Annotated in this window: 24 protein-coding genes; 6 read left to right on the top strand and 18 right to left on the bottom strand. The window is 44.7% G+C overall.

Features of this window, described 5'->3' with window-relative positions:
• Positions 1 to 23: 23 nt before the first annotated feature.
• From BS333_RS12605 to argC, 3 genes are all read right to left on the bottom strand, one after another.
• Positions 24 to 1,238, bottom strand: coding sequence for an argininosuccinate synthase (locus BS333_RS12605; protein ID WP_021710744.1), 1,215 nt, complete (start codon positions 1,236 to 1,238; stop codon positions 24 to 26).
• 119 nt (positions 1,239 to 1,357) lie between these two features.
• Entirely contained in the window at positions 1,358 to 2,149 is a 792-nt protein-coding gene (gene argB / locus BS333_RS12610) for an acetylglutamate kinase (RefSeq protein ID WP_021710745.1), read from the bottom strand.
• A gap of 21 nt (positions 2,150 to 2,170) precedes the next feature.
• On the bottom strand, positions 2,171 to 3,175 hold the full coding sequence (gene argC, locus BS333_RS12615) for an N-acetyl-gamma-glutamyl-phosphate reductase (RefSeq protein ID WP_021710746.1): 1,005 nt from the start codon (positions 3,173 to 3,175) through the stop codon (positions 2,171 to 2,173).
• Between the two features lie 141 nt (positions 3,176 to 3,316).
• On the opposite strand from argC, the gene argE reads away from it, so the two are divergent.
• The 3 genes from argE to BS333_RS12630 all read left to right on the top strand — a co-directional run bounded on the left by argE (position 3,317) and on the right by BS333_RS12630 (position 8,401).
• Positions 3,317 to 4,453 (top strand): acetylornithine deacetylase, encoded by a 1,137-nt coding sequence (argE, locus tag BS333_RS12620; RefSeq protein WP_021710747.1) that lies wholly within the window; start codon positions 3,317 to 3,319, stop codon positions 4,451 to 4,453.
• A 334-nt stretch (positions 4,454 to 4,787) separates the two neighbouring features.
• Positions 4,788 to 7,421: a phosphoenolpyruvate carboxylase gene (ppc, locus tag BS333_RS12625; RefSeq protein WP_033004169.1), complete on the top strand. Its 2,634-nt coding sequence runs from the start codon at positions 4,788 to 4,790 to the stop codon at positions 7,419 to 7,421.
• A gap of 440 nt (positions 7,422 to 7,861) precedes the next feature.
• A complete protein-coding gene (locus BS333_RS12630) occupies positions 7,862 to 8,401 on the top strand; it encodes a PadR family transcriptional regulator (protein ID WP_021710749.1) in 540 nt (179 codons plus the stop codon).
• Between the two features lie 84 nt (positions 8,402 to 8,485).
• Here BS333_RS12630 and metF read toward each other — a convergent pair whose 3' ends face one another.
• The 3 genes from metF to BS333_RS12645 form a co-directional block, all read right to left on the bottom strand.
• A complete protein-coding gene (gene metF, locus BS333_RS12635; protein WP_021710750.1) occupies positions 8,486 to 9,388 on the bottom strand; it encodes a methylenetetrahydrofolate reductase in 903 nt (300 codons plus the stop codon).
• Positions 9,389 to 9,784: 396 nt separating this feature from the next.
• Positions 9,785 to 12,193: a bifunctional aspartate kinase/homoserine dehydrogenase II gene (locus tag BS333_RS12640; RefSeq protein ID WP_021710751.1), complete on the bottom strand. Its 2,409-nt coding sequence runs from the start codon at positions 12,191 to 12,193 to the stop codon at positions 9,785 to 9,787.
• 16 nt (positions 12,194 to 12,209) lie between these two features.
• Positions 12,210 to 13,373: an O-succinylhomoserine (thiol)-lyase gene (locus tag BS333_RS12645; RefSeq protein ID WP_021710752.1), complete on the bottom strand. Its 1,164-nt coding sequence runs from the start codon at positions 13,371 to 13,373 to the stop codon at positions 12,210 to 12,212.
• A gap of 257 nt (positions 13,374 to 13,630) precedes the next feature.
• On the opposite strand from BS333_RS12645, the gene metJ reads away from it, so the two are divergent.
• Positions 13,631 to 13,951 carry a met regulon transcriptional regulator MetJ gene (gene metJ, locus BS333_RS12650; protein ID WP_005432736.1) on the top strand — a complete coding sequence of 107 codons (321 nt, stop codon included), beginning with the start codon at positions 13,631 to 13,633 and terminating at the stop codon, positions 13,949 to 13,951.
• A 132-nt stretch (positions 13,952 to 14,083) separates the two neighbouring features.
• On the opposite strand, the gene BS333_RS12655 is transcribed toward metJ, so the two are convergent.
• The 10 genes from BS333_RS12655 to fkpA form a co-directional block, all read right to left on the bottom strand.
• Entirely contained in the window at positions 14,084 to 15,361 is a 1,278-nt protein-coding gene (locus tag BS333_RS12655; protein ID WP_021710753.1) for a malic enzyme-like NAD(P)-binding protein, read from the bottom strand.
• A gap of 378 nt (positions 15,362 to 15,739) precedes the next feature.
• Complete coding sequence (tuf, locus tag BS333_RS12660) at positions 15,740 to 16,924, bottom strand: elongation factor Tu (RefSeq protein ID WP_101903900.1); 1,185 nt, start codon at positions 16,922 to 16,924, stop codon at positions 15,740 to 15,742.
• A gap of 154 nt (positions 16,925 to 17,078) precedes the next feature.
• Positions 17,079 to 19,178, bottom strand: a complete 2,100-nt coding sequence (gene fusA, locus BS333_RS12665) for an elongation factor G (RefSeq protein ID WP_005532212.1) — start codon at positions 19,176 to 19,178, stop codon at positions 17,079 to 17,081.
• A gap of 140 nt (positions 19,179 to 19,318) precedes the next feature.
• Entirely contained in the window at positions 19,319 to 19,789 is a 471-nt protein-coding gene (gene rpsG, locus BS333_RS12670; protein ID WP_021710868.1) for a 30S ribosomal protein S7, read from the bottom strand.
• 115 nt (positions 19,790 to 19,904) lie between these two features.
• The gene (gene rpsL, locus BS333_RS12675) at positions 19,905 to 20,279 is read right to left on the bottom strand and encodes a 30S ribosomal protein S12 (RefSeq protein ID WP_004399892.1); all 375 of its coding nucleotides are present in this window, start codon (positions 20,277 to 20,279) and stop codon (positions 19,905 to 19,907) included.
• 178 nt (positions 20,280 to 20,457) lie between these two features.
• Positions 20,458 to 20,733 (bottom strand): sulfurtransferase complex subunit TusB, encoded by a 276-nt coding sequence (tusB, locus tag BS333_RS12680; protein WP_021710869.1) that lies wholly within the window; start codon positions 20,731 to 20,733, stop codon positions 20,458 to 20,460.
• Between the two features lie 7 nt (positions 20,734 to 20,740).
• Positions 20,741 to 21,097: a sulfurtransferase complex subunit TusC gene (gene tusC, locus BS333_RS12685; RefSeq protein ID WP_021710870.1), complete on the bottom strand. Its 357-nt coding sequence runs from the start codon at positions 21,095 to 21,097 to the stop codon at positions 20,741 to 20,743.
• Positions 21,094 to 21,486, bottom strand: a complete 393-nt coding sequence (gene tusD, locus BS333_RS12690; protein WP_021710871.1) for a sulfurtransferase complex subunit TusD — start codon at positions 21,484 to 21,486, stop codon at positions 21,094 to 21,096. The genes tusC and tusD overlap by 4 nt, the downstream gene beginning before the upstream one ends.
• A complete protein-coding gene (locus tag BS333_RS12695) occupies positions 21,483 to 22,205 on the bottom strand; it encodes a helix-turn-helix transcriptional regulator (protein WP_021710872.1) in 723 nt (240 codons plus the stop codon). The genes tusD and BS333_RS12695 overlap by 4 nt, the downstream gene beginning before the upstream one ends.
• Positions 22,206 to 22,448: 243 nt before the next feature.
• Entirely contained in the window at positions 22,449 to 23,243 is a 795-nt protein-coding gene (fkpA, locus tag BS333_RS12700) for an FKBP-type peptidyl-prolyl cis-trans isomerase (protein WP_021710873.1), read from the bottom strand.
• Between the two features lie 129 nt (positions 23,244 to 23,372).
• Here fkpA and BS333_RS12705 point away from each other — a divergent pair, with 129 nt between their 5' ends.
• A complete protein-coding gene (locus BS333_RS12705; protein ID WP_033004223.1) occupies positions 23,373 to 24,359 on the top strand; it encodes a WD40 repeat domain-containing protein in 987 nt (328 codons plus the stop codon).
• Complete coding sequence (locus BS333_RS12710) at positions 24,356 to 24,583, top strand: SlyX family protein (RefSeq protein WP_021710875.1); 228 nt, start codon at positions 24,356 to 24,358, stop codon at positions 24,581 to 24,583. The genes BS333_RS12705 and BS333_RS12710 overlap by 4 nt, the downstream gene beginning before the upstream one ends.
• 57 nt (positions 24,584 to 24,640) lie before the next feature.
• Here BS333_RS12710 and BS333_RS12715 read toward each other — a convergent pair whose 3' ends face one another.
• Positions 24,641 to 25,573 (bottom strand): isoaspartyl peptidase/L-asparaginase family protein, encoded by a 933-nt coding sequence (locus BS333_RS12715; RefSeq protein ID WP_021710876.1) that lies wholly within the window; start codon positions 25,571 to 25,573, stop codon positions 24,641 to 24,643.
• Between the two features lie 192 nt (positions 25,574 to 25,765).
• Complete coding sequence (gene slyD, locus BS333_RS12720; RefSeq protein ID WP_021710877.1) at positions 25,766 to 26,299, bottom strand: peptidylprolyl isomerase; 534 nt, start codon at positions 26,297 to 26,299, stop codon at positions 25,766 to 25,768.
• Positions 26,300 to 26,378 lie beyond the last annotated feature (79 nt).

Below are 26,378 nucleotides of genomic sequence, written 5' to 3' on the forward strand. Positions count from 1 at the left end.
ACTTAACTTCCTAGCTTGACCCGTTACTTTTTCTGACTATTCAAAGCTCTAATCCGGCTCGATAGTGAATACAGACGAATAAAGCCACCAGCATGACTTTGATCGTATACTTCATCCTCACCAAACGTTGCAAACTCTTCAGAGTACAAGCTATTGTCAGAACGTTTTTGTGTCACTGTCGCTTGCCCCTTGTAAAGCTTAATCACGACTTCACCATTAACATCTTGTGCCAGCTCCTCTGAAGCTGCAAGAATCGATTTACATAACGGTGTAAACCAACGACCGTCGTAAACAAGGTGGGAAGCTTTCAAGCCTAATTCCTCGCGAAATTCAAATGATGACTTATCAAGAACAAGCTGCTCAACGGCACGTAATGCTTCCATCATGATGGTGCCACCAGGTGTTTCATAGCAGCCACGAGACTTCATTCCAACCAAGCGATTTTCTACAATGTCGATACGTCCAACACCGTGCTTCGAACCCTTTTCATTGAGATAAATAAGTGCGTTATAAGGCGTCATGGCTTCCCCATCAACCTCAACCACTTCACCTTTAGAAACTTTTAAAGTGACATATTCTGCTTCATCAGGTGCTTGCTCAGGATCGACCGTCCAAACCCAGCAATCTTCGTTGGGTGCATTCCATGTATCTTCAAGTACGCCACCTTCTGTTGAAATATGCCATGCGTTTGCATCACGTGAATAGATCTTGGTCAAAGAAGCAGAACAAGGAATGTTACGCTCAGCAAGGTAATCAAGACACTCTTCACGGCTGACAAGATCCCATTCACGCCATGGTGCAATCACATGTAGGTCCGGTGCTAGTGCTGCAAATGCGCCTTCAAAACGAACTTGGTCGTTACCCTTACCTGTACAGCCATGGCACAGTGCATCAGCACCTACTTTACGTGCGACTTCAACTTGGGCTTTGGCAATAATTGGACGGGCCATTGATGTACCTAGTAGGTATTTACCTTCATAGTAAGCACCGGTTTTTAGTGTCGGGAAAATGTATTCCGCAACCATTTCTTCTTTCAGGTCTGCGATGTAACACTCCGAAGCTCCCGAAGCCTTCGCTTTAGCTTCAATCCCTTCAAGCTCCTCGGCGCCTTGACCAACATCAGCGACAAACGCAACTACTTCACAATCATAATTCTCTTTTAACCACGGAATAATCACTGAAGTATCGAGACCACCTGAGTATGCGACAACCACTTTATTTACATTCACTTTGCTCATTTTCTTCTCCAAACTTACTGGCGCTGCACTTGGCGGTCAGTGCCAATTACTTCCTAATATTTAATATGTTCTACCCAGTCACCTCAAAATGCCGTGTTTCAGCAAGTCGAAGCCGCTTTTTATTGAGGTAGAAACTGAGTTCCAATTCTTTCTCCAGACAACAATCGAGTGAGTTTTTCTGGGGATCGCCAGCTTGCAACTTCAACTACGCGACCAAGATCCTTCGCCGCTTCTATAGCGGATCTCACTTTGACGATCATGCCGTCGGTGATCACTTTCCCTTCGATCAAACCTTGCGCTTCTTGATCCGATAAAATGGGGATCAAATGTCCTTTTCCATCGAGAACCCCAGTGACATCGGAAAGAAAAACCAGATTTGCATCTAAAGCACCCGCCACTGCCACTGCTGCCTGATCGGCATTGACGTTCATCATTTGACCTTTTTCAGTCAGACCAATTGAGCTGATGATCGGCAGTGCACCTGCGTTTAGCAACGCTTGTAAAAGGGTTGAATTACCCGGTGATGCTTTGCCTACAGCGCCTAGCTCTGGGTCAAGTTCTTCAACATCACATAATCCACCATCTGCGAGACTAAGACCCACTGCATTCAGACCATCCGCAATCGCTTGACCTTGAAGCAATTTGTTTGCTGTGCCTGCAAGCGCGCCTACAATCACAGGAATTTGCTCATAAGGCGTCACGCGAAGACCGTTTTTCTTTACGGTTTCAAACTGAAGCTTTGCCATCAACTCATCAACTAGGTAGCCACCGCCATGAACGATAGCGATTTGTCGCTGCGCTAACTTTTGGTAAGCCGAAATGGCACCAAACAATTGGCTTAACGTTTGAGTGCAAGATAGAGCTGCACCACCGAGCTTAATGACTAATGGAGCTTGATTGGTTTGCGTCATCGCATTTCCCTCTTTCAATGACTACAGCAACGCTGTCAGTTCTGGGTAACCGTAATGAATATTGAGACATTGCATCGCTTGACTCGATGCACCTTTAAGTAGGTTGTCGATTGCCGAAATCACAATGATGTGTTCGCCTTGTACCTTCCAGCCGATATCACAGAAAGGGGTATTTTCGACATCCTGAATACGTGGCATACCATCACCTTTAAGACGAACCGCTGGCTTGCCTTGGTAAGCTTGTTCAAACGCTTGCGCCACTTGTGCTTCCGTCACGCCTTGCGCCAACTTCATCGTGATCGTGGCAAGAATACCGCGCTTAAAGTTGCCTAGGTGTGGAGTAAAAATCACATCGCAACCTAAATGTTGAGCAATTTCTGGTTGATGACGATGATGGAACACACCGTAAGGCTGCAAACTTACCTCACAAAAACTATTGGTCATCGATGCTTTTCGGCCTGCTCCTGAAACACCACTCACCGCATTGATGATTGGCCATTGGCAAGTGTCAATTAGGCCTGCTTCAAGAAGAGGCTTGATGGCTAATTGTGATGCTGTCGGATAACAGCCTGCAACGGCAATCAGTGGCGAAGTTTTTATCGCGACTGAGTTCCATTCTGCTAACCCGTAGACTGATTTATCCAACCAATTGTGGTACTGATGCTCAAACCCATAAAACTCACGATAAAAACCTGCGCTTTTAACCCGAAATGCACCAGATAAATCGAACACTTGGCAACCTGCTTGTAACAGGGTGGGCGCTAAGTCATGACTCACTTCATGAGCCGTCGCGAGGAAAATGACATCGGCCTCATTGGCGACTTGTTGTAAGTCAGTTAAGGGGAGGACAGGTTGATCAATCACGCCCTTAAGTTTGCCGTGTAATTGGGCAATATTCTTGTTGGCATCTGCGCTATTTGCTGAAACATACAGTCCGGCAAGAGAGAGATGTGGATGTTGGTTGACCATCAAAGCCAATTCTGCACCGGTGTACCCGCTGGCTCCAATTATCGTGGTTTTTAGCATGCTTTGATATCCATTCACTTAAGCAAAATGATTATTAATCTATAAATTAAACCTTAATTTGATTTTCTATTCACTCAAATTGATTTATTATGTGTTTTACATTTTCATCATCAGTCTGTCAATAGGAGAATGAGATAACCTATGCAATTACCTACTTTTCTCGAAGTCTATGAAGGCCTTATTAGCACTTCATCGATAAGCTCAACCGATCCAAGTTGGGATCAAGGCAATGCAAAAGTGATCGAGAAGCTGGCTTCTTGGTTCAAAGATCTTGGTTTTTTTGTCGATGTGATCGAAGTAGCGCCAGGTAAACACAATATGATCGCACGCCTGGGGACAGGCGAAGGTGGGTTGCTCCTAGCTGGGCACAGCGATACAGTGCCGTTTGATGAAGGACGTTGGAATTTTGATCCCCATACATTAACTGAGCAAAACAATCGCTTTTACGGCTTGGGCACTGCGGATATGAAAGGCTTTTTTGCGTTTATCTATCAAGCAGTAAAGCAACTCGACTGGAGTAAGCAAACCAAACCTCTTTATGTTTTGGCCACTTGCGATGAAGAAACCACGATGCTGGGTGCTCGTCATTTTACGGAACACGCACCGTTTAAACCGGATTATTGCATCATTGGAGAGCCTACCAGCCTTGTTCCGATTCGAGGTCATAAAGGGCATGTCGCAAACGCCATACGCGTGACGGGTAAATCTGGTCATTCATCTGATCCTGCGCTTGGCGTAAACGCAATAGAAATCATGCATGAAGTGATGTTTGCCATGATGCAATTACGCGATAAGCTGGTGAAAGAATACCATCACCCAGGTTTTGCCATTCCAAGCCCAACGCTTAACTTAGGTCACATACATGGGGGAGATAGCGCTAACCGCATTTGTGGATGCTGTGAGCTGCATTATGATGTGCGCCCTCTACCAGGAATTAGCCTTGATGGTTTAGAAAACATGCTACGTGGTGCTTTAAAAGAAGTCGAATCTAAGTGGCCGGGCAGAATTGAAATCCTCCCGCTGCATGAACCGATCCCGGGCTATGAATGTGATCATGAACACCCTTTTATCGGTGGTATCGAAGAAATATGTCAAACCCGTTCAGAAACTGTCAACTACTGTACCGAAGCGCCATTCTTACAGACCTTATGCCCTACTCTTGTACTGGGCCCAGGGTCGATTGAGCAAGCCCACCAACCTGATGAGTTCTTGTCGCTAGATTTTATCAATCCCACTATCGATATTTTGTCCCGTGCGATGATCAAATATTGTCATTAGAGTCTGCTACTCTTTCGTGGCTAAGTTACGTTCAAGATAAAATCGTTTTAGGTAAGGAAAGGTGTGTTGCCCAGTTATTGTGAGCAAATACGCCTTAACAAACGTAAAACGATTTACTCTCTCCTTATCCCAATTTACTTCAATCTTCACTGGCTAATTTGTAATTAAATTTCATTTTCCTTTTCAAATCACTAACCGGATTTGCTCTAAATCAGAAGAAGTGCAGATTCATGGTTCACTTAATCGGCTTTATTTGACTATCGCCGCTGATTTTCGCTAAATTGGAATCTTAACAAGGAATATGAATGTAGTTTTTTTACGAGGCAGGATGACGATGAACGAAAAATACGCGGCACTCAAAAGCAATGTACGCATGCTAGGCCATTTGCTGGGGAATACGATTCGTGATGCCCATGGTGAAGAGATTTTCGAAAAAGTAGAAACAATTCGTACATTATCTAAATCCGCTCAAGCAGGGAACCAAGCAGACAGGGAAAGCTTAATCGAAGAAATTAAAAGCTTGCCAGATGAACAACTCACACCTGTAACAAGAGCGTTTAATCAATTTCTGAATCTAACTAATATTGCTGAGCAATATCATACTATTTCGCGTCATTGCGAAGAGCATGTCTGCGAACCAGACGCTATGAATACTCTTTTCTCAAAGCTGGTTCAAAACAAGGTGAGTAAACTCGACACAGCTCAAGCGGTTAAAGACCTTAATATTGAGCTGGTTCTCACCGCGCATCCAACCGAAATTACTCGCCGCACCATGATCAATAAGCTGGTCAAAATTAATGAGTGCCTTTCCAAATTAGAACTCAGCGATCTCTCTTTTAAAGAACGTAAAAAAACAGAACGTCGTTTAGAACAACTGATCGCGGAAAGCTGGCATTCCGATGTCATTCGCCAGCAACGCCCGACGCCATTAGATGAAGCTAAGTGGGGCTTCGCCGTCGTCGAGAACTCTTTATGGGAAGCCGTACCAGAATTTCTACGTGAAATGAATGATCGCCTAAAGCCTTACCTCGGCGAAGGCCTCCCTATCGATGCTCGTCCCGTTCATTTCTCCTCTTGGATGGGTGGTGACCGTGATGGTAACCCATTTGTCACCCACAGTATTACACGTGAAGTGCTCCTGCTTTCTCGCTGGAAAGCCGCGGATCTCTACCTTAATGACATTAATGAATTGATCAGTGAATTGTCGATGACGGTGTGCAATGAAAATGTCCGCCAGTTAGCGGGAGAAGATGCGCATGAGCCGTACCGTGCCATTCTAAAGCAACTTCGTTCGCTGCTCATTGAAAGCAAAGATATTTTAGATGCTAAAATCCATGGTCAACAACTTGCCGTTAAAGCTCCACTGAGAAATGTCCAACAACTATGGGAACCACTTTACGCGTGCTATAAATCGCTTACCGAATGTGGCATGACGGTGATCGCCAATGGCTCCCTTTTAGATACTCTACGCCGTGTTAAGGCTTTTGGTGTTCATCTAGTCCGCCTTGATATTCGCCAGGAGAGCACACGTCATGCAGATGCTCTCTCTGAGCTGACGCGTTATCTCGGTATTGGTGACTACGAACAATGGAGTGAGCAAGATAAAGTTGCTTTCCTCACCAATGAGCTTGCCTCCAAGCGCCCTCTTCTTCCCCGAGACTGGGAACCGTCTGAGCCGGTCAAAGAAGTTTTAGATACCTGTAAGATTATTGCTGCCCAACCGCGTGAGGCATTTGGGGCGTATGTAATTTCAATGGCTCGTACTGCTTCAGATGTACTTGCGGTGCACCTGCTGCTGCAAGAAGCAGGTTGCCCGTACCGCATGGATGTATGTCCACTATTCGAAACGCTCGACGATTTGAATAATGCAGAATCTGTCATCCAGCAACTCATGGGAATCGACCTGTATCGCGGTTTTATCCAAAACCATCAAATGGTGATGATCGGTTACTCTGATTCAGCCAAGGATGCTGGGGTTATGTCGGCTGGCTGGGCACAATATCATGCTATGGAGTCATTGGTTAAAGTCGCTGAAAACGAAGGCATTGAACTGACGCTCTTCCACGGCCGTGGAGGCACCATTGGTCGAGGAGGTGCACCTGCTCACGCCGCTTTACTCTCTCAACCACCGAAGAGTTTGAAAGGAGGCCTACGTGTTACCGAACAAGGGGAAATGATCCGCTTTAAGCTTGGTTTACCGGATGTCGCTGTTAATAGTTTCAACCTTTACGCCAGTGCAATCTTAGAAGCGAATCTCCTACCACCACCGGAGCCAAAGCAAGAGTGGCGTGAACTGATGGAAGTCCTCTCGCAAGTCAGTTGTGAAGCCTATCGTCGAGTCGTGCGCGACGAACCTGATTTTGTGCCTTATTTCCGTCAAGCGACTCCAGAACTTGAGCTTGGTAAACTGCCTCTCGGTTCTCGCCCAGCCAAACGGAATCCAAATGGTGGTGTTGAGAGCTTACGTGCTATCCCTTGGATCTTCTCTTGGAGCCAAAATAGATTAGTTCTGCCCGCTTGGTTAGGTGCAGGCGAAGCGATTCAATATTCGATTAACCAAGGCCACCAAGCTCTACTGGAAGAAATGTGCCGTGAATGGCCATTCTTTTCGACACGCCTAGGCATGCTTGAGATGGTGTATTCTAAGTGCAACATCGATATTTCACGTTATTACGATCAACGTCTTGCCGATGAATCGCTTCTCCCACTCGGAGAACGCCTACGCGAGCAACTGCAGCAGGATATCAAAGCCGTACTGAATGTTGAAAATAACGAGAACCTCATGCAACGTAACCCTTGGGGTCTTGAGTCTATTCGCCTGCGTAACATCTATGTTGAGCCATTGAATATGCTGCAGGCAGAGCTTCTCTATCGAACTCGCCAAACGGAGCAACCTTCGACCCATTTAGAAGAAGCCTTGATGGTGACGATTGCAGGCATCGCAGCAGGAATGCGTAATACGGGCTAAAGCCAAAAACCACTTCTCGAGGCTGATAAATTTTCAGCCTCGAGGATATTCGTATCGTTGATGATGGATTTTTTTGGCTGCATTACAAAATTAAAAACTATAAATTAAATAAAACTTAAAATATAAAACCATTTATTTCCACTAATGAGTATATTGTTAATTTTTTTAACTTATTCCCTACTCCTATTCCACTTCATGCTTATTATTTATATACTACTTAGCCGCTAGAAGCATATTACTCTAATCATATAAGCTTCAGCTTGATGGGCCTCCATCACTCTAGGTGATAAACGGCTTTAAGGTGACAGGACCAACATTGTTGGTGCTATTTATACACAAAAAGATCAAGTGTTATACACAAAAAGCTCAAGTGCCGAAAAGAGCACATCTGAAAGTATGAATAGCTTGTTTACAAGTTTATTGACCATTGGATTGAAGACATGTCATTACCACACGTTATCTTAACTGTTCTCAGTACTCGCGATGCCACGGGTTACGATATTACAAAAGAATTCTCAGCGAGCATCGGTTACTTCTGGAAAGCAAGCCATCAGCAGGTTTACCGTGAGCTCAATAAAATGGCTGAAAAGGATTTAGTTTCCTGTGTCCTAGAACCTCAAGAAGGCAAACCGGATCGTAAAGTCTACTCTATTACTGATGCTGGCCGTAGTGCTCTAGGTGAGTGGTTTGATCAACCAACTGCGCATCCTACTGTCCGTGATGAATTTTCTGCCAAGTTAATGGCATGCGCGATTCAGCCTGCAGCCCCTTTCCGTGAGCAACTTGCACTGCTTGTTGCTGAATCACGTAAATTGGTTTCTCACTACAAAGAGATTGAAGCGGCTTACTACGCAACACCGTCTACGCTAGACAAGCAAGCTCGTTTGGAGCGTTTGACGCTACGTCGTAATTTAATGCTTCGCGAAGCGTGGATTAACTGGGCTGACGAAGTACTGACAGAACTAGAAGTGATTGGTTAATCCTATCAACCAGCACGTGAATAGATAAAAGGCTTGCCTCATGGCAAGCCTTTAATTTTATATACTCAAGTCACCTCAAGCTTTTTAAGCTTCTACGGCAACTTGTGGCCGAACGCCCAGTGTATGACAGAGTGCATAAGTCATCTCAGCTCGATTAAGCGTATAAAAATGGAAATCTTTAACGCCTTCACGACTTAGTACACGAACCATATCAATTGCCTGACTCGCACCCACTAACTGCCTAGTAACTGGGTCATCATCCAGCCCTTCAAACTGCTTACTCATCCACCCCGGCACCTTCACATTATTTTGTGCAGCGAAGCGCGATGCTTGCTTGAAATTGGAAACAGGAAGAATACCTGGAACAATTTCCACATCGATACCAGCAGCAACGCAACGATCACGAAAACGCAGGTAAGATTCAACATCAAAAAAGAATTGGGTAATCGCTCGATTAGCACCCGCTTCGACTTTACGCTTAAGGTTCAACAAATCGGATTGTGCACTTTTCGCTTCTGGATGTACTTCTGGGAATGCCGCGACTGAAATATCGAAATCATGGCGTGCTTTAAGTAACTCGACTAAGTCTGAAGCATACATATCAGGAGTCCCTCCACCCGGAGGAATATCCCCTCTTAACGCCACTATATTTTTAATACCGTTAAACCAATAATCATCCGCAATCGCGTTCAACTCTTCTCGCGTTGCATCGATACAAGTGAGATGGGGAGCGGCGACCAGACCCGTTGCCGCTTTGATATCTTTTATGATGGAATGCGTTCTGTCTCGTTCTCCAGAGTTTGCCCCATATGTGACCGAAACAAATTTAGGTTGGAGGTGTTTGAGGCGATGTACCGAGTTCCAGAGGGTTTCTTCCATCTTCTCGCTACTAGGTGGAAAAAATTCAAATGACACATTGATATTGTCCGATAGTTCGGCAATATTCTGATTTAAGGCATCAATATGGCCTGCGTGTGTATAACCCATTTTACTCTCCCTGTGTGGCTGTTGACCACAAAAATTAAATCCTCAAACCGACGTTTAGACGTCTATATGTCCACAGAATGTAATGAATTCAGTTTAATGTCAACCTCGTAAATATGAATTTTATTCAAGTTGATCATTAATTGGATTCACCATCATTCATCTTTAAGAGTCATCCCTTCAGTTGGATTCAAGGAGACGAATATACCTAAGCATTGTTTATACCTAAGCATTGTGAGGTCACTTGAGTATCAGCAAGTATCGCACAAACCAAAAGCAAAAAACCTTGGTCCTAAGCCAAGGTTTTTGTCATGCATCGCAAAATCAAACGACTCACGATGAAGTCAATGAGTCCATTTTTCTCCCCAGCCTAAGCTTAAAAAATAAGACACCTTTACCCTAGAATAAACTCGCTAATCGATTCAGATCCGATTGAATGGCTCCGGCCGTCACTTCACGACCGGCCCCAGGTCCACGAATCACAAGCGGGTTGTCTTTATACCACTGACTTTCTATCGCAAAGATGTTGTCACACGGCAATAGGTTCGCCAGCGCATGTTCAGCAGGTAAAGCTTCAATACCGACTGTCGCTTTGCCATTGCGTTCAAGTCGTGCCACATAACGCAACACCTGCCCTTTTTCTTGTGCTTGTTTCAATCGCTCATGTAAGGATTCATTGAGTGTTGCCCCTTGTTCGAAGAAAGCATCTAAACTTAACGTTCGTAAAGACGAAGGAACAAGTGATTCGACTCTGACTTGCTCAGGCTCGATCTCAAGTCCAGACTCACGAGCTAAAATAACCAGCTTGCGCATCACATCACTGCCGTCTAAATCAGCTCGAGGGTCGGGCTCAGTTAAACCTTGCTGCCAGGCTAAATCGACTAATTCACTAAAAGGGACACTGCCATCAAATTGTTGAAATAGCCAAGATAACGTTCCTGAGAAAATACCTGATAGCGCAACAATCTCATCACCACTTTCACGCAAGTCACGCACGGTATGATTGATCGGTAAACCAGCTCCAACTGTGGCATTATACAGCCAGTGACGGCCCGTTTTGCTAAAAGCACTTTGCACTTGATGGTAATAATAACTGTCAGCAGAACCTGCAACCTTGTTAGCGGAAATTAAATGAAGACCGTATTGTGCAATATCGACATAACGAGCGGCTAACTGCTGACTCGCCGTGACATCCAAGGCAACGACTTCATCAAAATCAGATAGCTCTCCAAGCTTGGTCAACCAACTACCATCATTTTCAATACTGTCATCATCAAAATTGCGCAACACCTTTAGTGGGTCAAGGCCATTCTCATCAAATAGATAAGTTTGACTATCAATCACTGCGACCAATTCAAACGTCATACCATGGCGCTTCTTCAGCTCTTCTTGCTGGGTCGCAAACAAGGATAACCAGCTTGAGCCAATATTGCCTTTGCCGCACAAAGCCACAGCAACTCGCTTCTGAGCTTGGAATAATTGGCTATGAATGGCTTGAACTAAAGAAGTCACTTCTGGGCAACGCAGGACTGCTACTAAGCTCATGCCCGATTCTGTCGCAGCAATGAATTCCACAGATGCATATTTTAATTGCTGATAAAAACCGAAACAGTGATTGGCATTTTTGGTCACTCCTGCTCCAACAGCCGCAATCAATGAGTAGCCCTCTTTGAGTTTAATGTCAGCCTCAACCGCTAATTCTTGCAAGTAAGCCAGTGCCCCTCCAGCAATTTCAGGAGTGTACGCTAAACGTAACTGCTGTTGCTCAGCCTGAATTTCATACGCTAAAGGTTCTAACTGAACCCTTGCTAAACTTCTTAGTACTTCTTCTTTTGCTCGTTCAAAGTCATGACCATGAACAAATGAAAGTTGAATTAAAAGGACATCATCCAAAGAAGTAATAATTTTAGCGCCTCTCCCCGAAGCTAGCACCCGCTCAATTCGCGTTGATCCCGCTTGCGATTGATAACTGCATTTCAACTGCAAATTCATTGTACTTTGCGCCACTGGCTGTAAGGTCCGACTGTGTAAAACGGGCGCTGCTAGCCGTGCTAATTCACTCGCTTCGTCCAAACGTAGTAATGGCAATAAGCAGGCATCGGAGACCACTCGAGGATCAGCACTATAAACACCAGCGACGTCGCTCCAAATCGTCACCGTTTCCACTCCGGCTAGCGCTCCAATAACCGTCGCAGAGTAGTCAGAGCCATTGCGTCCAAGCAAGACGGTTTCATCCGCCGTATTCTTAGCCATAAATCCCGTAATAACGATACGCTGATGGCGATGCTGAGCAAGTGCTTCTTTAACGAGAGGATAAGAACGAGCGCGGTCGACTTCTGGTTGCGTTCCTTCTTCCGCACGAAGAAACACACGAGCATCTTGCGCGATTGCAGGTAAATCAGATTGTGACAACAAACTTGCTAACAAGCGTGAAGACCAAACCTCTCCACAGCCCAGAACCGTCGCTTGCTGAGCCTGAGTCAATGGTGCCGCCAACTCGGCCAACATACTGAAGTCATCTCGCAACAACGACTGAAGTTGCTCTTTGGCTTGGCCCGTTATCAGCGACTCAACCAAGTCAAACTGAAACTGCCTTAATATTTGCAAGCGCTCATGAGCAATGCGGCCATCCAGACTTAACCCTTCAACAAACGCAATTAATTGATTGGTTGTTTTGCCTGCTGCAGACACAACCACTAGATCGTTGTCAGCAGAATACTCTCTAAGGATCCCAACCACTCGTCGATAACATTCTGGATCAGCTAAACTGCTGCCACCAAATTTATGTAACTGGCGCTGAACATTCATGATTTTCTTCCCTTAATTAGTATCCAGCCTTAACAAAAGCCTGATCTAAGTCTGCGATCAAGTCTTGCGCATCTTCGAGTCCCACCGATAAACGCAGTAACTGTTGAGAAACTCCAGCTTCTGCCAGTGCTTCCTCTCCCATTGCTCGGTGCGTCATTGATGCTGGGTGACAAATCAGGCTCTCTACGCCTCCCAAAGACTCAGCCAACGAGAACAAAGACAGCTCTTTGACAAAAACTTTAAGCTGGGCGAAAGAACCAGCAAACTCAAAACTCAGCATAGCGCCAAAGCCCGATTGCTGCTGCTTGGCAATATCATGTCCGGGATGTTCGGGTAAACTAGGGTGGTATATAACGCTTACTAGTGGCTGCCCTTGGAGATAAGTCAAAACTTGTTGAGCACTCTCTTCGTGCATGCGCATTCTTGCCCCAAGAGTACGAATGCCTCTTAACGTCATATAGCTGTCAAAAGGTGTCCCTGTTGAGCCAATACAGTTCCCCCACCAGGCTAGCTCTTCAGCATGTTGCTCACTTTTCGTGATCACCACACCGCCGATGACATCGGAGTGACCATTAATGTACTTTGTCGTCGAGTGGATAACAAAATCAGCACCTAACTCTAATGGCTTTTGGTATATGGGTGTCAAAAAAGTATTATCGACCGCGACTAATGCCCCTACCTGCTTTGCTTTGTCACATACCGAAGCAATATCGACCACTCTGACAAGCGGGTTAGATGGGCTTTCAATCAGAATAAGCTTTGGTCTGTTCTCCAAAGCCGCTTCCAATGCTTGTGGATTCGATTGATCAACAAACTGGACTTTAAAATCACCTTTTTTAGCTCGACTATTAAATAACCGGTAGGTACCGCCATAACAGTCATGGGGGGCAATAATCAAATCATTTGGACCCAGAAATGCCGAAACCCATAGATTTAACGCCGCTGTCCCGCAATTCGTCACAACCGCACCTTTACCTGATTCGAGCTCATAAAGGGCTTGTTCTAATAGCCCACGATTTGGGTTACCTGAACGAGTGTAGTCATATTGTGGAACTTCCCCAAAAGCAGGAAAGCCATAATTGGTTGAGAGGTAAATCGGTGGAACAACAGCATGGTACTGAGTATCAGATTCAATACCAGTGCGAACAGCGATAGTTGCAGGCTTATGGCGAGTGCTCATCTGTGTATCCTTTCACGGGGTGACATCGAAGTGGGAATGCGCTATATACTAGTTAATCAAATAAATATACTAGTTAATCAAATAAACATGTTAGTCGAACCAATACGCATTCCTAACAGTTGATCTCACTTTACCCGCCAAAAATTAAGACGTCAACACTTCTAGACGTCTATATGTCTTTGCTTATGGCAGTAAATCCAGCTAAAATTAGCCACACAATTTATTTTCTTAACTAATTACACAAATGAAGGTACGCAATGGCTGACTGGAATGGCGAATACATTAGCCCGTATGCAGAGCACGGCAAAAAAAGTGAACAAGTAAAAAAGATCACCGTCTCTATCCCGCTAAAAGTTTTAAAAGTGTTGACTGACGAAAGAACAAGACGTCAAATCAATAACTTGCGCCATGCAACTAACAGTGAACTCCTATGCGAAGCATTCTTGCACGCTTACACAGGCCAACCACTGCCAACCGATGAAGACCTTCGTAAAGACCGCCCAGATGACATTCCAACAGAAGCTAAAGCACTGATGACTGCGATGGGAATTGAGTTTGAAGCTTTTGATGAAGAGTAAGCACTGTTCGATCATTAGAGTTTAATCACTTTTCAGTGCGAAAATAATATACCTAAGTAACCTAAAATGCTTGGGCATATAAAGGGACAAGTGATGTCCCTTTATATTTACTATAAGAAGTAATGATGCCGCTTATTCCGCCATATAATTTTCTGGCATTTCAATACGAGCAACACCCGACTCTACCGCCGCTTGAGCGACCGCTTTTGCAACGCGTGGCAACAGACGCGGATCCATTGGCTTAGGAATAATATACTCAGGGCCAAACTCCAGTGCATCAGCCCCCGCAGCTTTCAGTACCGCTTCAGGTACTGGCTCTTTCGCCAATTGACGAATGGCATCTACCGCAGCTAATTTCATTTCATCATTGATCTCGCTGGCACGTACATCAAGAGCACCACGGAAAATGAATGGGAAACACAACACATTATTCACTTGGTTTGGATAATCGCTACGTCCTGTTCCCATGATCAAATCGTTACGAACATCACGCGCCAGCTCTGGCTTAATTTCTGGATCTGGGTTTGAACAAGCAAACACGACAGGCTTATCAGCCATCAATTTTAGGGCTTCAGGTGGTAATAGGTTTGGACCCGATACACCTAAGAATAAGTCAGCACCTTCAATCACATCTTCAAGGGTGCGCTTATCGGTATTATTAGCAAAGAGTTGCTTATATTCATTAAGATCATCACGACGCGTGTGGATCACCCCTTTACGATCCAGCATGTAGATTTTCTCACGCATTGCACCACACTTGATCAAAAGCTCCATACAAGCAACTGCTGCTGCGCCAGCACCAAGACAAACGATCGTTGACTCTTCCAGCTTTTTACCTTGCAACTCTATTGCGTTTAGCATGCCTGCAGCGGTTACGATCGCAGTACCATGCTGATCATCATGGAATACAGGTACATCACAACGCTCGATAAGGCGTTTTTCAATTTCAAAACAATCTGGTGCTTTGATATCTTCTAGGTTAATACCGCCAAAAGTGTCAGCAATATTAGCCACTGTATCAACAAATTCGTCGATCGTGCGGTGTTTTACTTCAATATCAATAGAATCAAGTCCCGCAAAACGCTTAAACAGTAACGCTTTACCTTCCATTACTGGTTTTGACGCCAATGGACCAAGGTTACCTAAACCAAGAATCGCCGTTCCATTAGAAATAACCGCAACCATGTTACCTTTTGCTGTGTACTTGTATACATTGTCAGCATTTTGCGCAATTTCACGCACAGGTTCAGCAACACCTGGACTGTAAGCTAACGCCAAATCATTTGCGGTTTCTGCTGGTTTAGTCAACTCAACAGCAATTTTTCCTGGTGTAGGGTAAGCATGGTAATCTAACGCTTGCTGGCGGCGCTGCTCTTCAAAGGTCATTTCTTGGCGATTGTCTTCAGACATGAATAGTTTCTCTTTTGTTATTTTTTGTGTAAGGGGGAATAAATTCTAGCGGATAGATGCCAATCTTCATAGGTGGAATTGCGACCAATATCATTAAAAATAACTGATAAAGTAGAGATTAGACCAGATATTAGTGACGAAAAGAATATTTAATACTTTTAACTCGCCTTCATCCTATAGCAACTCAAAGGCGAAGTAATAAATAGCCCGTCAGAACATAAGAAGAAGAAAGAAGAAAGAAGAAAGAAGAAAGAAGAAAGAAGAAATTTACCACATGTATTCTGTTCTAAAAGCAAAAAGGAAAGCCGAAGCTTTCCTTTTTTATGCGCGGCTCTTCAAAGAAGAACAGTGCAAGATTACGATTAATTCAATTAAGAATTAAGCGAAGATCTTAGCAACAACACCAGCACCTACTGTACGGCCACCTTCACGGATAGCGAAACGTAGACCTTCGTCCATTGCGATTGGAGCGATTAGCTCAACAACCATTTGGATGTTGTCACCAGGCATTACCATTTCTACGCCTTCTGGTAGAGAGATATCACCAGTTACGTCAGTTGTACGGAAGTAGAACTGTGGACGGTAGCCTTTGAAGAACGGAGTATGACGGCCGCCTTCGTCTTTAGAAAGTACGTATACTTCTGACTCGAACTTAGTGTGTGGAGTGATTGAACCAGGCTTAGCTAGTACTTGACCACGTTCAACTTCGTCACGCTTAGTACCACGTAGAAGTGCACCAACGTTCTCACCTGCACGGCCTTCGTCTAGAAGCTTACGGAACATTTCAACACCAGTACATGTAGTAGTAGTAGTGTCTTTGATACCTACGATAGCAACTTCGTCACCTACGTTTAGGATACCACGTTCGATACGGCCAGTTACTACTGTACCACGACCTTGGATTGAGAACACGTCTTCGATAGGCATTAGGAATGGCATATCTACTGCACGCTCTGGCTCTGGGATGTAAGTATCTAGAGCTTCAGCTAGTTCAACAATCTTCGCTTCCCACTGCTCTTCGCCGTTTAGTGCGCCTAGTGCAGAACCTTGGATTACTGGTAGGTCATCACCTGGGAAATCGTACTCAGATAGAAGCTCACGAACTTCCATTTCTACTAGTTCTAGTAGCTCTTCATCGTCAACCATGTCACATTTGTTCATGAATACGATGATGTAAGGGATACCAACCTGACGGCCTAGTAGGATGTGCTCACGAGTTTGTGGCATTGGGCCATCAGTCGCAGCAACTACAAGAATACCACCGTCCATCTGTGCAGCACCAGTGATCATGTTCTTAACGTAGTCCGCGTGTCCTGGACAGTCAACGTGCGCGTAGTGGCGAGTTGGAGTGTCGTACTCAACGTGAGAAGTTGCGATTGTGATACCGCGCTCACGCTCTTCTGGAGCGTTATCGATAGATGCGAAGTCTTTAGCTACACCGCCGTAAACTTTAGCAAGAGTAGTACAGATAGCTGCAGTTAGAGTTGTTTTACCGTGGTCAACGTGGCCGATAGTACCAACGTTAACGTGCGGTTTAGTACGTTCAAATTTTTCTTTAGACACAATCGTGTTCCTTCCTAGTTATGATTCGTCGGGATCATTATTGATCTCGGCGCGCCAGAAATTGTTATTTTATGCGCCAACGCTCGTTAGCGCAATATTTGGACGGCTTGATCTAACAAAAAGTCATAAACTTTTTACCGATCACTCACCAAAATTAGTAACCACGGTCTGCAATGATTTTATCTGCGAAGTTTTTCGGTACTTCAGCGTACTCGTTAAACTCCATAGAGTAAGACGCACGGCCTTGAGTTGCAGAACGTAGGTCCGTTGCGTAACCAAACATCTCAGATAGTGGTACTTGAGCGCGGATGATCTTAATACCAGCCACACCATCGTCCATACCTTCGATCATACCGCGACGGCGGTTAAGGTCACCAACAACATCACCCATCCAATCTTCAGGAGTAGTTACTTCAACATTCATCATTGGCTCAAGAAGAACAGGCTGTGCTTCTAATGAACCCTTCTTGAATGCCATCGAGCCAGCGATCTTAAACGCCATCTCGTTAGAGTCAACATCGTGGTAAGAACCATCAAACAGCGTTGCTTTAATATCTAGTACAGGATAACCCGCTAGAACACCGCTGTTCATTTGCTCTTCGATACCTTTCGCTACCGAGCTGATGTATTCCTTAGGAACCACACCACCCACAATTTCGTCAACAAAGACAAAACCTTCGCCAGGTTCAGATGGCTCCAGTTTGATCCATACGTGACCATACTGACCACGACCACCAGATTGACGTACAAATTTACCTTCAACTTCCGCGTTACCACGGATTGTTTCACGGTACGCAACCTGAGGTTTACCAACATTACAGTCAACGCTGAATTCACGTTTCATACGATCAACGATGATATCTAGGTGAAGCTCACCCATACCAGAGATCAGTGTCTGACCTGTTTCGTCGTCCGTTTCTACGCGGAATGATGGATCTTCTGCCGCTAGTTTACCTAGTGCAATACCCATCTTCTCTTGATCGGCAACAGAGCGAGGCTCTACCGCGATCTGAATTACCGGATCAGGGAACTCCATACGTTCCAGAATCACTTTGTGGTTCTGGTCACATAGCGTATCGCCTGTTGTCACGTCCTTAAGGCCGATTGCTGCTGCAATATCGCCAGCGCGAACTTCTTTAATTTCGTCACGCTTGTTTGAGTGCATCTGTACGATACGACCAAAGCGTTCTTTCTTTTGCTTCACAGAGTTGTAGACTGCGTCGCCAGAGTTCACCACACCAGAGTAAACACGCATAAAGGTCAGCGTGCCTACGAATGGGTCAGTTGCGATCTTGAATGCTAATGCTGAGAACGGTTCGTTGTCATCTGCATGACGCTCAACTTCTTTCTCGTTGTCATCCACACCTTTAATCGCTGGAACGTCGATTGGTGATGGCAAGAATTCAACCACTGCATCGAGTACCGCTTGAACACCTTTGTTCTTGAACGCACTACCACAAGTGGCCAGTACGATTTCGTTATTTAGTGTGCGTGTACGCAGTGCTTGCTTGATTTCAGCTTCCGTTAGTTCGCCTTCTTCAAGATATTTGTCCATCAGCTCTTCGCTAGCTTCTGCCGCTGACTCAACTAGGTTGTTGTGCCACTCTTCAGCAAGCTCTTGCATGTCTGCAGGAATCTCTTCGTAAGTGAAGGTTGTACCTTGGTCAGCTTCACTCCAGTTGATCATCTTCATCTTGATTAGGTCGATAACACCCTTGAAGTCATCTTCCGCACCAACGTTAAGTTGGATAGGAACAGGGTTCGCACCAAGACGGTTTTTGATTTGATCAACAACGCGTAGGAAGTCAGCACCTGCACGGTCCATCTTGTTAACAAATACCATACGAGGAACGTGGTACTTGTCAGCTTGACGCCATACAGTTTCAGATTGAGGTTCAACACCCGATGAACCACAGAACACAACAACGGCACCATCAAGTACGCGTAAAGAACGCTCTACTTCAATGGTGAAATCAACGTGTCCAGGAGTATCGATAATGTTGATGCGGTGGTCTTGGAATTGTGCATCCATACCACGCCAGAAGGTAGTCGTTGCAGCAGAAGTGATAGTGATACCACGCTCTTGCTCCTGCTCCATCCAGTCCATGGTAGCAGCGCCATCGTGAACTTCACCGATTTTATGAGAAAGACCAGTGTAGAACAGAATACGTTCACTTGTGGTTGTTTTACCTGCGTCTACGTGAGCGACGATACCAATATTACGGTAGCGCTCAATAGGAGTTTTGCGAGCCACGATTGAATCCTCTTAACTTAGAGATAGGGACTATTGCTGTATACAGTGAAAATATCAAGCTCCATATATAGCAATAGTTCCTAGCATAGGCATAGGAACTAGAGAAGTGCTGCAAGGAACCTTGCAGCACTGAAAAGGTATTACCAACGGTAATGTGCAAACGCTTTGTTTGCTTCTGCCATACGGTGAACGTCTTCACGTTTCTTAACAGCAGTACCTTTGTTCTCAGACGCGTCTAGCATTTCAGCAGCTAGGCGTTGAGCCATAGATTTTTCACCACGCTTACGCGCAGCTTCAACCAACCAACGCATAGCAAGTGCGTTACGGCGAACCGGACGTACTTCTACAGGTACTTGGTAAGTTGAACCACCTACACGGCGAGATTTAACTTCTACCGCTGGGCGAACATTTTCAAGAGCTTCTTCAAAAATAGCTAAGTGGTCTTTACCAGACTTATCAGCCATTGAGTCTAGTGCAGTGTAAACAATTTTCTCTGCAGTAGATTTCTTTCCGTCAACCATTAGGATGTTAACGAATTTTGCCAGCAGTTCAGATTTGAACTTAGGATCTGGAAGGATCTTACGCTGACCAATAACGCGACGACGTGGCATGGATTTATCTCCGTAGTCTTATTCTTCAGGTTATCCAAAACTTTTCAGTTTCTTCAAAAATTAAAATTTAATTTTAGTGTTTGGCCTTACTTAACGCTTCTTACACAGAAGGGCATTAAGACTTAGGACGCTTCACACCATACTTAGAACGACCTTGTTTACGGTCGTTAACGCCAGCACAGTCAAGTGCACCGCGAACAGTGTGGTAACGTACACCCGGAAGGTCTTTTACACGACCGCCACGGATTAGTACAACACTGTGCTCTTGAAGGTTGTGACCTTCACCGCCGATGTACGATGTAACTTCGAAGCCGTTTGTCAGACGTACACGACAAACTTTACGAAGTGCTGAGTTAGGTTTTTTAGGTGTAGTAGTGTAAACACGAGTACATACACCACGTTTTTGTGGGCACGCTTCTAGTGCTGGCACGTTGCTTTTAACAACTTGCTTCGCACGTGGCTTACGTACCAACTGGTTAATAGTTGCCATTAACTAGCTCCTGATTTACTTGAAAGTAAGCTTTGTGAAAAATCTAGCCCTAATCTGCCATTGCAGTTAGGGACGCAAAATTCTATGCAGCAGTGGGATGTGTGTCAAGAAATATACGAATCTTTTTTGTTCAATTAAGGGAATTCGCACTCAAAGCCCACTTTACTGAGCATTCAACTCAGTCCCAAGTCAGCGAGTTTGCCTGTTTTACGGTTAACTCAACGAATCCTTGGTAATTCGTTATCGATACTGCAGGGCTAATGCAATGTTTAATACCGCGCGCTTCAATATCACTTTGGAGAGCATAAACACGTCGTTCTTTCAGCGGTGCGAAAGCGTGATGCCGTGGGTTAGCTGCATATACCGCCCCTTCGATCAGTAATACTTCATCATGCTCTGCATACAAGGCCATGGCTTCGTTTAGGGCGGCTACGGATTTAATGATATGTAACATGCTTTCCTCAAAATGACAGAACCTTACTCGCCTGATGCAGTTGTACGTTGAATTGCTCTTGATTGAGCTTAACCGCATCAATCACGAAATCCGCTTGTGCTAAACCTCGCTCTGCTAACGATGTTGCGCAGACAAATACTTGCTCTATGTCGTATAAATCAAAAAGCTTTAGCATTGGTGCATAATCCTTACTCAGAATATCGCTTGGGTCTTGACCATGCAGCAGTTGATAAACGCCATCTCCAACAAACATAACGGTAATATCTTCGCAATAAGCAGAGGCTGCCAATAGCGCATCGACACCTTCACGCCCTGCAGCACTACTGTGTGGGGCGGTGCGAAATAGATAAGTTAACTGACTCAAAATTGCACCACTCTATCTTGCGTTAACATGGCTTCTGCCAAACTGCCTAATCCAGCTTGCTCAAACCCTTGTGCTAGGTTGTGCTGTGTCAGCGCATGTTGGCTGGCTTCGTCTTGACTAACAATGCCACGGCGCAGGGCTGCAGCGACACAAGTTTCAAGACGCACTTCATGCTGCGTTGCCAACGTTTGCCACGCTTTACTGAGGTCAAACTCATCATTTGCTGGAACACTCAGTGCTGTACCATTATTCACACCATCTTGATAAAAAAACACACTGACCAAAGAGTGGCCCTGCTCAATTAATGCTTGAGCAAATTGATAAGCACTACGCGCAGCCTGGCTGCCATAGATAGGCCCATTAACGACAAGAGTATAGGTTAAACTCATTCCAATTCATCCTCGGTCTTACGTTGGCGAATATAGAGATATACCGTGTGCTTGGAAATATTGAGCCTATCAGCAACACGGTTAATCGCGTCTTTGATATCAAAAATGCCTTTACCGTAGAGCTCCATGACTATTTGTCGGTTCTTGGTGTTATTAGAAACCGATTTATCAGCATTGATTTCTTCAATGGTACGCTCAACCGTTTGGTCGACCAATTCTTCCACATCGCTGGCAAAGTTAACGGAAGAAGCCGCTTCTTTGGCCTCTTGAGTCGGCATAAAGGATTGCAAGACTTGAGAAAATGGAGCATCAAGATTAACGTTCACACACAGTAAACCGATAACACGATTCTCACCATTACGGATAGCGACAGTGATTGATTTCATCAACACACCGCCTTTTGCTCGCGTAAAATAAGAACGAGAAAAATTGCGCTCTGAGCCTTCAATATCTTTCAACATTTTCAAAGCTAAATCAGTAATCGGAGACCCAACTTGGCGGCCAGTATTTTCACCATTAGCAATCTTAATCGCTGAAGTGTTTAAATCTTCTAATGAGTGAAGAACAATTTCACAAAATGGACCAATTAGGCTGGCAATACCATCTACAACGGCCTCATACGATCTCAAGATGATTTTATCGTGTTCAGTAAAGGGCATCACATGAACCGATTCCATTTCTAACAGCATTTCCGCATTGAGTGTTTCTGTAGTAGTCATAGGCCTTGGCAGGATAAATCAACAAATTGGTGTAAGTTTATCAGAAAATTTGAACAGCAACCTAGGCTCTGTTCATCTTTCAGATCTAAGTTTTGTTTTAATCAAAGGATGTTACGCAAAATAACGTCTCCAGTGATAGGCCGATTGAGGCGCTAGGATACATTGCCTTATTTAAGTAGGAAATCAGAGCTAAAAACAAAAAAAGGCCCGATAACCGGACCTTTTTGATTTTTATCGCACTAATTACTTAGTCGCAGCTTCTGATTTTTCTTCAGGCTTCTCGATTTTAAGTAGCTCAACTTCGAATACTAGCGTTGAGTTTGCAGGAATGCTTGGCGTGTCTTGTTCACCGTAAGCAAGCTCTGGCGGGATAACAAATTTAAATTTAGAACCAACAGGCATTAGCTGAACACCTTCAGTCCAACCTGGGATAACGCGATTTAGTGGGAACGTTGCTGGTTCACCACGGTCGTAAGAGCTGTCAAACTGAGTGCCGTCAGTCAACGTACCTTTGTAGTGTACTTGTACTGTATCCGTTTCTTGTGGCTTATCACCTGATGCTGGTGTAATAACTTGGTAAAGTAGACCTGAGTCAGTTTTCACAACTTCAGCTTGTTTTTCAAATTCAGCACGGAAGTCATCGCCAGCTTTTTTAGCTTCAGCTGATTTTTCAGCCGCTTGCTTTTGCATTTTCTCAGAAACACGCTTATCAAGTGCTTCTAGCGTTGCACGAGTTTCTTCTTCATTTAATGCTGCTTTACCTTGGAAGACATCATCAATACCTTTAAGAACAAGCTCTTTGTTCAGGTCGATACCGATTTCGCTTGGCTTCTCGATGCTAGCGCTTAGGTAATTAGCGAAAGAAACGCCAATTGCATATGCTGCTTTATCATCTTCAGTTTTTAGGTCAACAGTACTTGCTGCTGCTTGTGTTTGTTCTGTTTGAGTCGTTGCTGCTGGTTTTGCTTCTTCTTTCTGACAGCCTACTGCTAGCATTACTGTTGCAGCAAGTAGAGACACTTTAAACACTGATTTCATTCAATTCTCCCAATAATGGTCACGGCCATTAGTTATTATACACAAATCTCACTTGAGACTAGTGAAGATAGTCGTTATATCAATATACTAGGTATATGTCTTAAGACACAAACCGGATTATTAGATGTGATGCAAAAAATTTCTTATTTATTCCTATATTTGATGATCACCAGCACCCTCAGCGGTTGCTTTTCCACCAATAAGGAAGTTCAGCGTTGGTCACTTGAACCACAAGGCTCTACCAGCTTTGCGCTCAGTCGAGATGGTCGCTTTGCTCTGCTGTACTCCAAAGAGCATCACCTAATCATGTGGGATTTACAGCAGAACCAACAACTCGCAGAGCTGGGAGAACTCGACCAAGCTGCTAGCACTGTCTCGCACATTCGTTTTTCAGACGATGGACGATACGCAGTCACAGCCAGTCAAATTAACTTTGCAGTTTGGGACCTTGGTTGGGCACAAGCTCAAGGGCTATGGTCAATTTCAGACGCATTAATTCGAGATATTGACATCGCCAATCATGGCCAACAAGTGCTCTTAGGCCTTTCCAACGGTAAAGCAATTTACGTCAACTTAGTCACCGGAAGACGCCTAGAGTTCCTTGCTCACCAAGAAAAAATTAATTCCGTAGCAATTTCACCTAATGGTCAGTTCGCTTTAACAGGCGGTAATGACTACAAAGCCTACCTATGGGACACCCAAACTGGGCAGGTATTGTACACTTTTGAACATGATCAACGTGTGGTACGGGTGGCGCTGCAACGAGATGGTAAATTAGCTTTCACATCTGATGGTGGTAACCAAGCGATGATTTGGGACTTAACAACGGGGAAAAATCTCAGTGAATTAAACAGTTGGTCACGCCAGCTAATTTTTTCCACCGCTCGATTCTCGGACGATGGCCGTCAACTGGTTACAGGAACCCCTTCCGGGCGTACTGCGGTTTGGGATACCGCCAGCGGAAAACAGACAGCGACATTTAATGTTGAGCCTAAAAAAGATACTCGCCCTCCACGCGCGGTCGTGTATGATGCAGCCTTTGACTCCAAGCAACGTGTTATTACCGCAACGTCAGCTGGCATTGCGCAAGCTTGGCAACTAGAGAATGGCTCATGACAGAAAAACTCATTCAACAATTAGAAGGGCGCATTAATGACCTAGAATGTCAGGTTGCGTTCCAAGAACAAACCATTGAAGAACTCAATGGTGCTCTGACTCAACAGCAGTTGCAGTTGGCCAAAATACAAGATCAAATGAAATACGTCGTTGGTAAGGTAAAGAACATCGATACCTCCAATTTAGCGGATCCAAGTAAAGAGCCGCCACCGCCTCATTACTGATCGATAAGCGCGAAATAGGCAGCAATAATCGCTTTCAGTCCACTGCCCGCATAATGCTTACCGGGCAGTGTCAATCGTCAAACGTAACTGACCTTGAGCATTAATCGCGGCTTGATACATGGCTGGACTTCGGTGAGCAAAGTACACCCTCCCTTGGGCATCTATCGCGACCAGCCCCCTTGGACGTTCGCCCCAATGATGTTTTTTATTGATGACATCCCAGCAAGCATCCTTGAGGTTTTCTCCTAAATATCGAACTCTCGCAATCACGTCTTCAGCTAACCCTGGGCTGAATAGACTTTCGTCTCCGCCAACAAATGATATGGCTGCCACACGATTCTCAGCAAAAATACTGCGCCCAATCTTTACTGTATCACTCACCTGACCACAGGATTTATTGACGCCACCACCACTGGTTGCCGCGGCTAAATTGCCTTGTTTATCTATAGCCACAGCGCCAATATTACCAAGATTAGAACCCTCTAAATACACCACTTCCAAAGGTTGGTTTTCTTGTATGGACAACAATTGTTCATAACGGTGTTCTGTAAAGAAGTAATCTTGTTCGGTGTATTGATGCCCTTGGTCAAAAGCGAATTTCTCAGCGCCTTCGCTTACCAAAAAACCTGACGGTCTATGCTTCATGATATCCCGAGCAAGTAAAATGGGGTTTTTGATATGCCTAACACATGCCACTGCACCCGAGTCACCTTGCTTCCCATCGATCACCGCAGCTTCAAGTTCAACCATTTCATTAGAGGTCAATACCGCTCCTTTTCCCGAATTAAAATGAGAAGAGTCCTCCAATATTTTAACCGCTTGCACCACAGCCTCTGTGGCTTGGCCGCCTTGAGCTAAAACCTGATGGCCCGTTTTGACTGCCTTTTCAAGTACCCGCAATATCATTTGCTCGTATTGCTTGTTGTGTCCTGACTGCCAAACTGTGTTGATTCCACCATGAATTGCAATTGAGAAAGGTTGATGCTGCATCTTTCCGCCCTGTGAACTTGTTAATGACTTTGACTGTGCTTGGCCGCTACCTTTATGCTTTATCTGTTGCTCTCAACTGTACTTAAGCACCGACATAACCAAGTAAGTTCGCCAATAAAAAAGCGCAAGTTGAAAGTTCAACTTGCGCTTAATGGTCAATGATTCAATCTATCATTGAGCTTGCGAGACAAATTAGTGAGAATCACATCCACCGCAGCACTCGTGATCATCACCTTTATCTTCACTACCACAATGCTCACCATCTTGATGGATATGGCCGTGTTCGATTTCTTCCGCTGTTGCTTCACGTGTAGCCATTACTTCCACTTCAAACGTCAGAGTCTGACCTGCAAGCATGTGGTTACCGTCTACCACAACTTCATCACCATCAACTTCTGTCACTTCCACTGGGATTGGGCCTTGGTCAGTATCAGCAAGGAAGCGCATACCAACTTCAATCTGGTCAACACCTTGGAATACATCAGCAGGTACACGTTGCACGAGCGCATCGTTGTGTTCACCATAAGCATCATCTGGAGCAACTGTTACAGAAAATTTATCACCAGCAACTTTGCCTTCCAGCTCTTTTTCAAGACCAGTGATAAGGTTGTTGTGACCATGTAGGTAATCAAGTGGTGCCTCTGAAGTTGACTGATCAACCACAACGCCGTCTTCCAACATGACTTTGTAGGCAAGACTTGCAACAACATTCTTTTCAATTTTCATACTCACTCCAAGGAGGTTAGTTGACTTAATCATAATAAGTTAAGCGACAAGATAACTGTATTATGGGGATCATTTATCG

The sequence above is a fragment of the Vibrio azureus genome, from assembly GCF_002849855.1.
Classification (GTDB): Bacteria; Pseudomonadota; Gammaproteobacteria; order Enterobacterales; family Vibrionaceae; genus Vibrio; species Vibrio azureus.

Coding starts and splice junctions, on each gene's coding strand:
- BS333_RS12605 (WP_021710744.1), bottom strand. CDS start 1,238: ATGAGCAAAGTGAATGTAAATAAAGTGGTTGTCGCATACTCAGGTGGT.
- argB (WP_021710745.1), bottom strand. CDS start 2,149: ATGACGCAAACCAATCAAGCTCCATTAGTCATTAAGCTCGGTGGTGCA.
- argC (WP_021710746.1), bottom strand. CDS start 3,175: ATGCTAAAAACCACGATAATTGGAGCCAGCGGGTACACCGGTGCAGAA.
- argE (WP_021710747.1), top strand. CDS start 3,317: ATGCAATTACCTACTTTTCTCGAAGTCTATGAAGGCCTTATTAGCACT.
- ppc (WP_033004169.1), top strand. CDS start 4,788: ATGAACGAAAAATACGCGGCACTCAAAAGCAATGTACGCATGCTAGGC.
- BS333_RS12630 (WP_021710749.1), top strand. CDS start 7,862: ATGTCATTACCACACGTTATCTTAACTGTTCTCAGTACTCGCGATGCC.
- metF (WP_021710750.1), bottom strand. CDS start 9,388: ATGGGTTATACACACGCAGGCCATATTGATGCCTTAAATCAGAATATT.
- BS333_RS12640 (WP_021710751.1), bottom strand. CDS start 12,193: ATGAATGTTCAGCGCCAGTTACATAAATTTGGTGGCAGCAGTTTAGCT.
- BS333_RS12645 (WP_021710752.1), bottom strand. CDS start 13,373: ATGAGCACTCGCCATAAGCCTGCAACTATCGCTGTTCGCACTGGTATT.
- metJ (WP_005432736.1), top strand. CDS start 13,631: ATGGCTGACTGGAATGGCGAATACATTAGCCCGTATGCAGAGCACGGC.
- BS333_RS12655 (WP_021710753.1), bottom strand. CDS start 15,361: ATGTCTGAAGACAATCGCCAAGAAATGACCTTTGAAGAGCAGCGCCGC.
- rpsG (WP_021710868.1), bottom strand. CDS start 19,789: ATGCCACGTCGTCGCGTTATTGGTCAGCGTAAGATCCTTCCAGATCCT.
- rpsL (WP_004399892.1), bottom strand. CDS start 20,279: ATGGCAACTATTAACCAGTTGGTACGTAAGCCACGTGCGAAGCAAGTT.
- tusB (WP_021710869.1), bottom strand. CDS start 20,733: ATGTTACATATCATTAAATCCGTAGCCGCCCTAAACGAAGCCATGGCC.
- tusD (WP_021710871.1), bottom strand. CDS start 21,486: ATGAGTTTAACCTATACTCTTGTCGTTAATGGGCCTATCTATGGCAGC.
- BS333_RS12695 (WP_021710872.1), bottom strand. CDS start 22,205: ATGACTACTACAGAAACACTCAATGCGGAAATGCTGTTAGAAATGGAA.
- fkpA (WP_021710873.1), bottom strand. CDS start 23,243: ATGAAATCAGTGTTTAAAGTGTCTCTACTTGCTGCAACAGTAATGCTA.
- BS333_RS12705 (WP_033004223.1), top strand. CDS start 23,373: ATGCAAAAAATTTCTTATTTATTCCTATATTTGATGATCACCAGCACC.
- BS333_RS12710 (WP_021710875.1), top strand. CDS start 24,356: ATGACAGAAAAACTCATTCAACAATTAGAAGGGCGCATTAATGACCTA.
- BS333_RS12715 (WP_021710876.1), bottom strand. CDS start 25,573: ATGCAGCATCAACCTTTCTCAATTGCAATTCATGGTGGAATCAACACA.
- slyD (WP_021710877.1), bottom strand. CDS start 26,299: ATGAAAATTGAAAAGAATGTTGTTGCAAGTCTTGCCTACAAAGTCATG.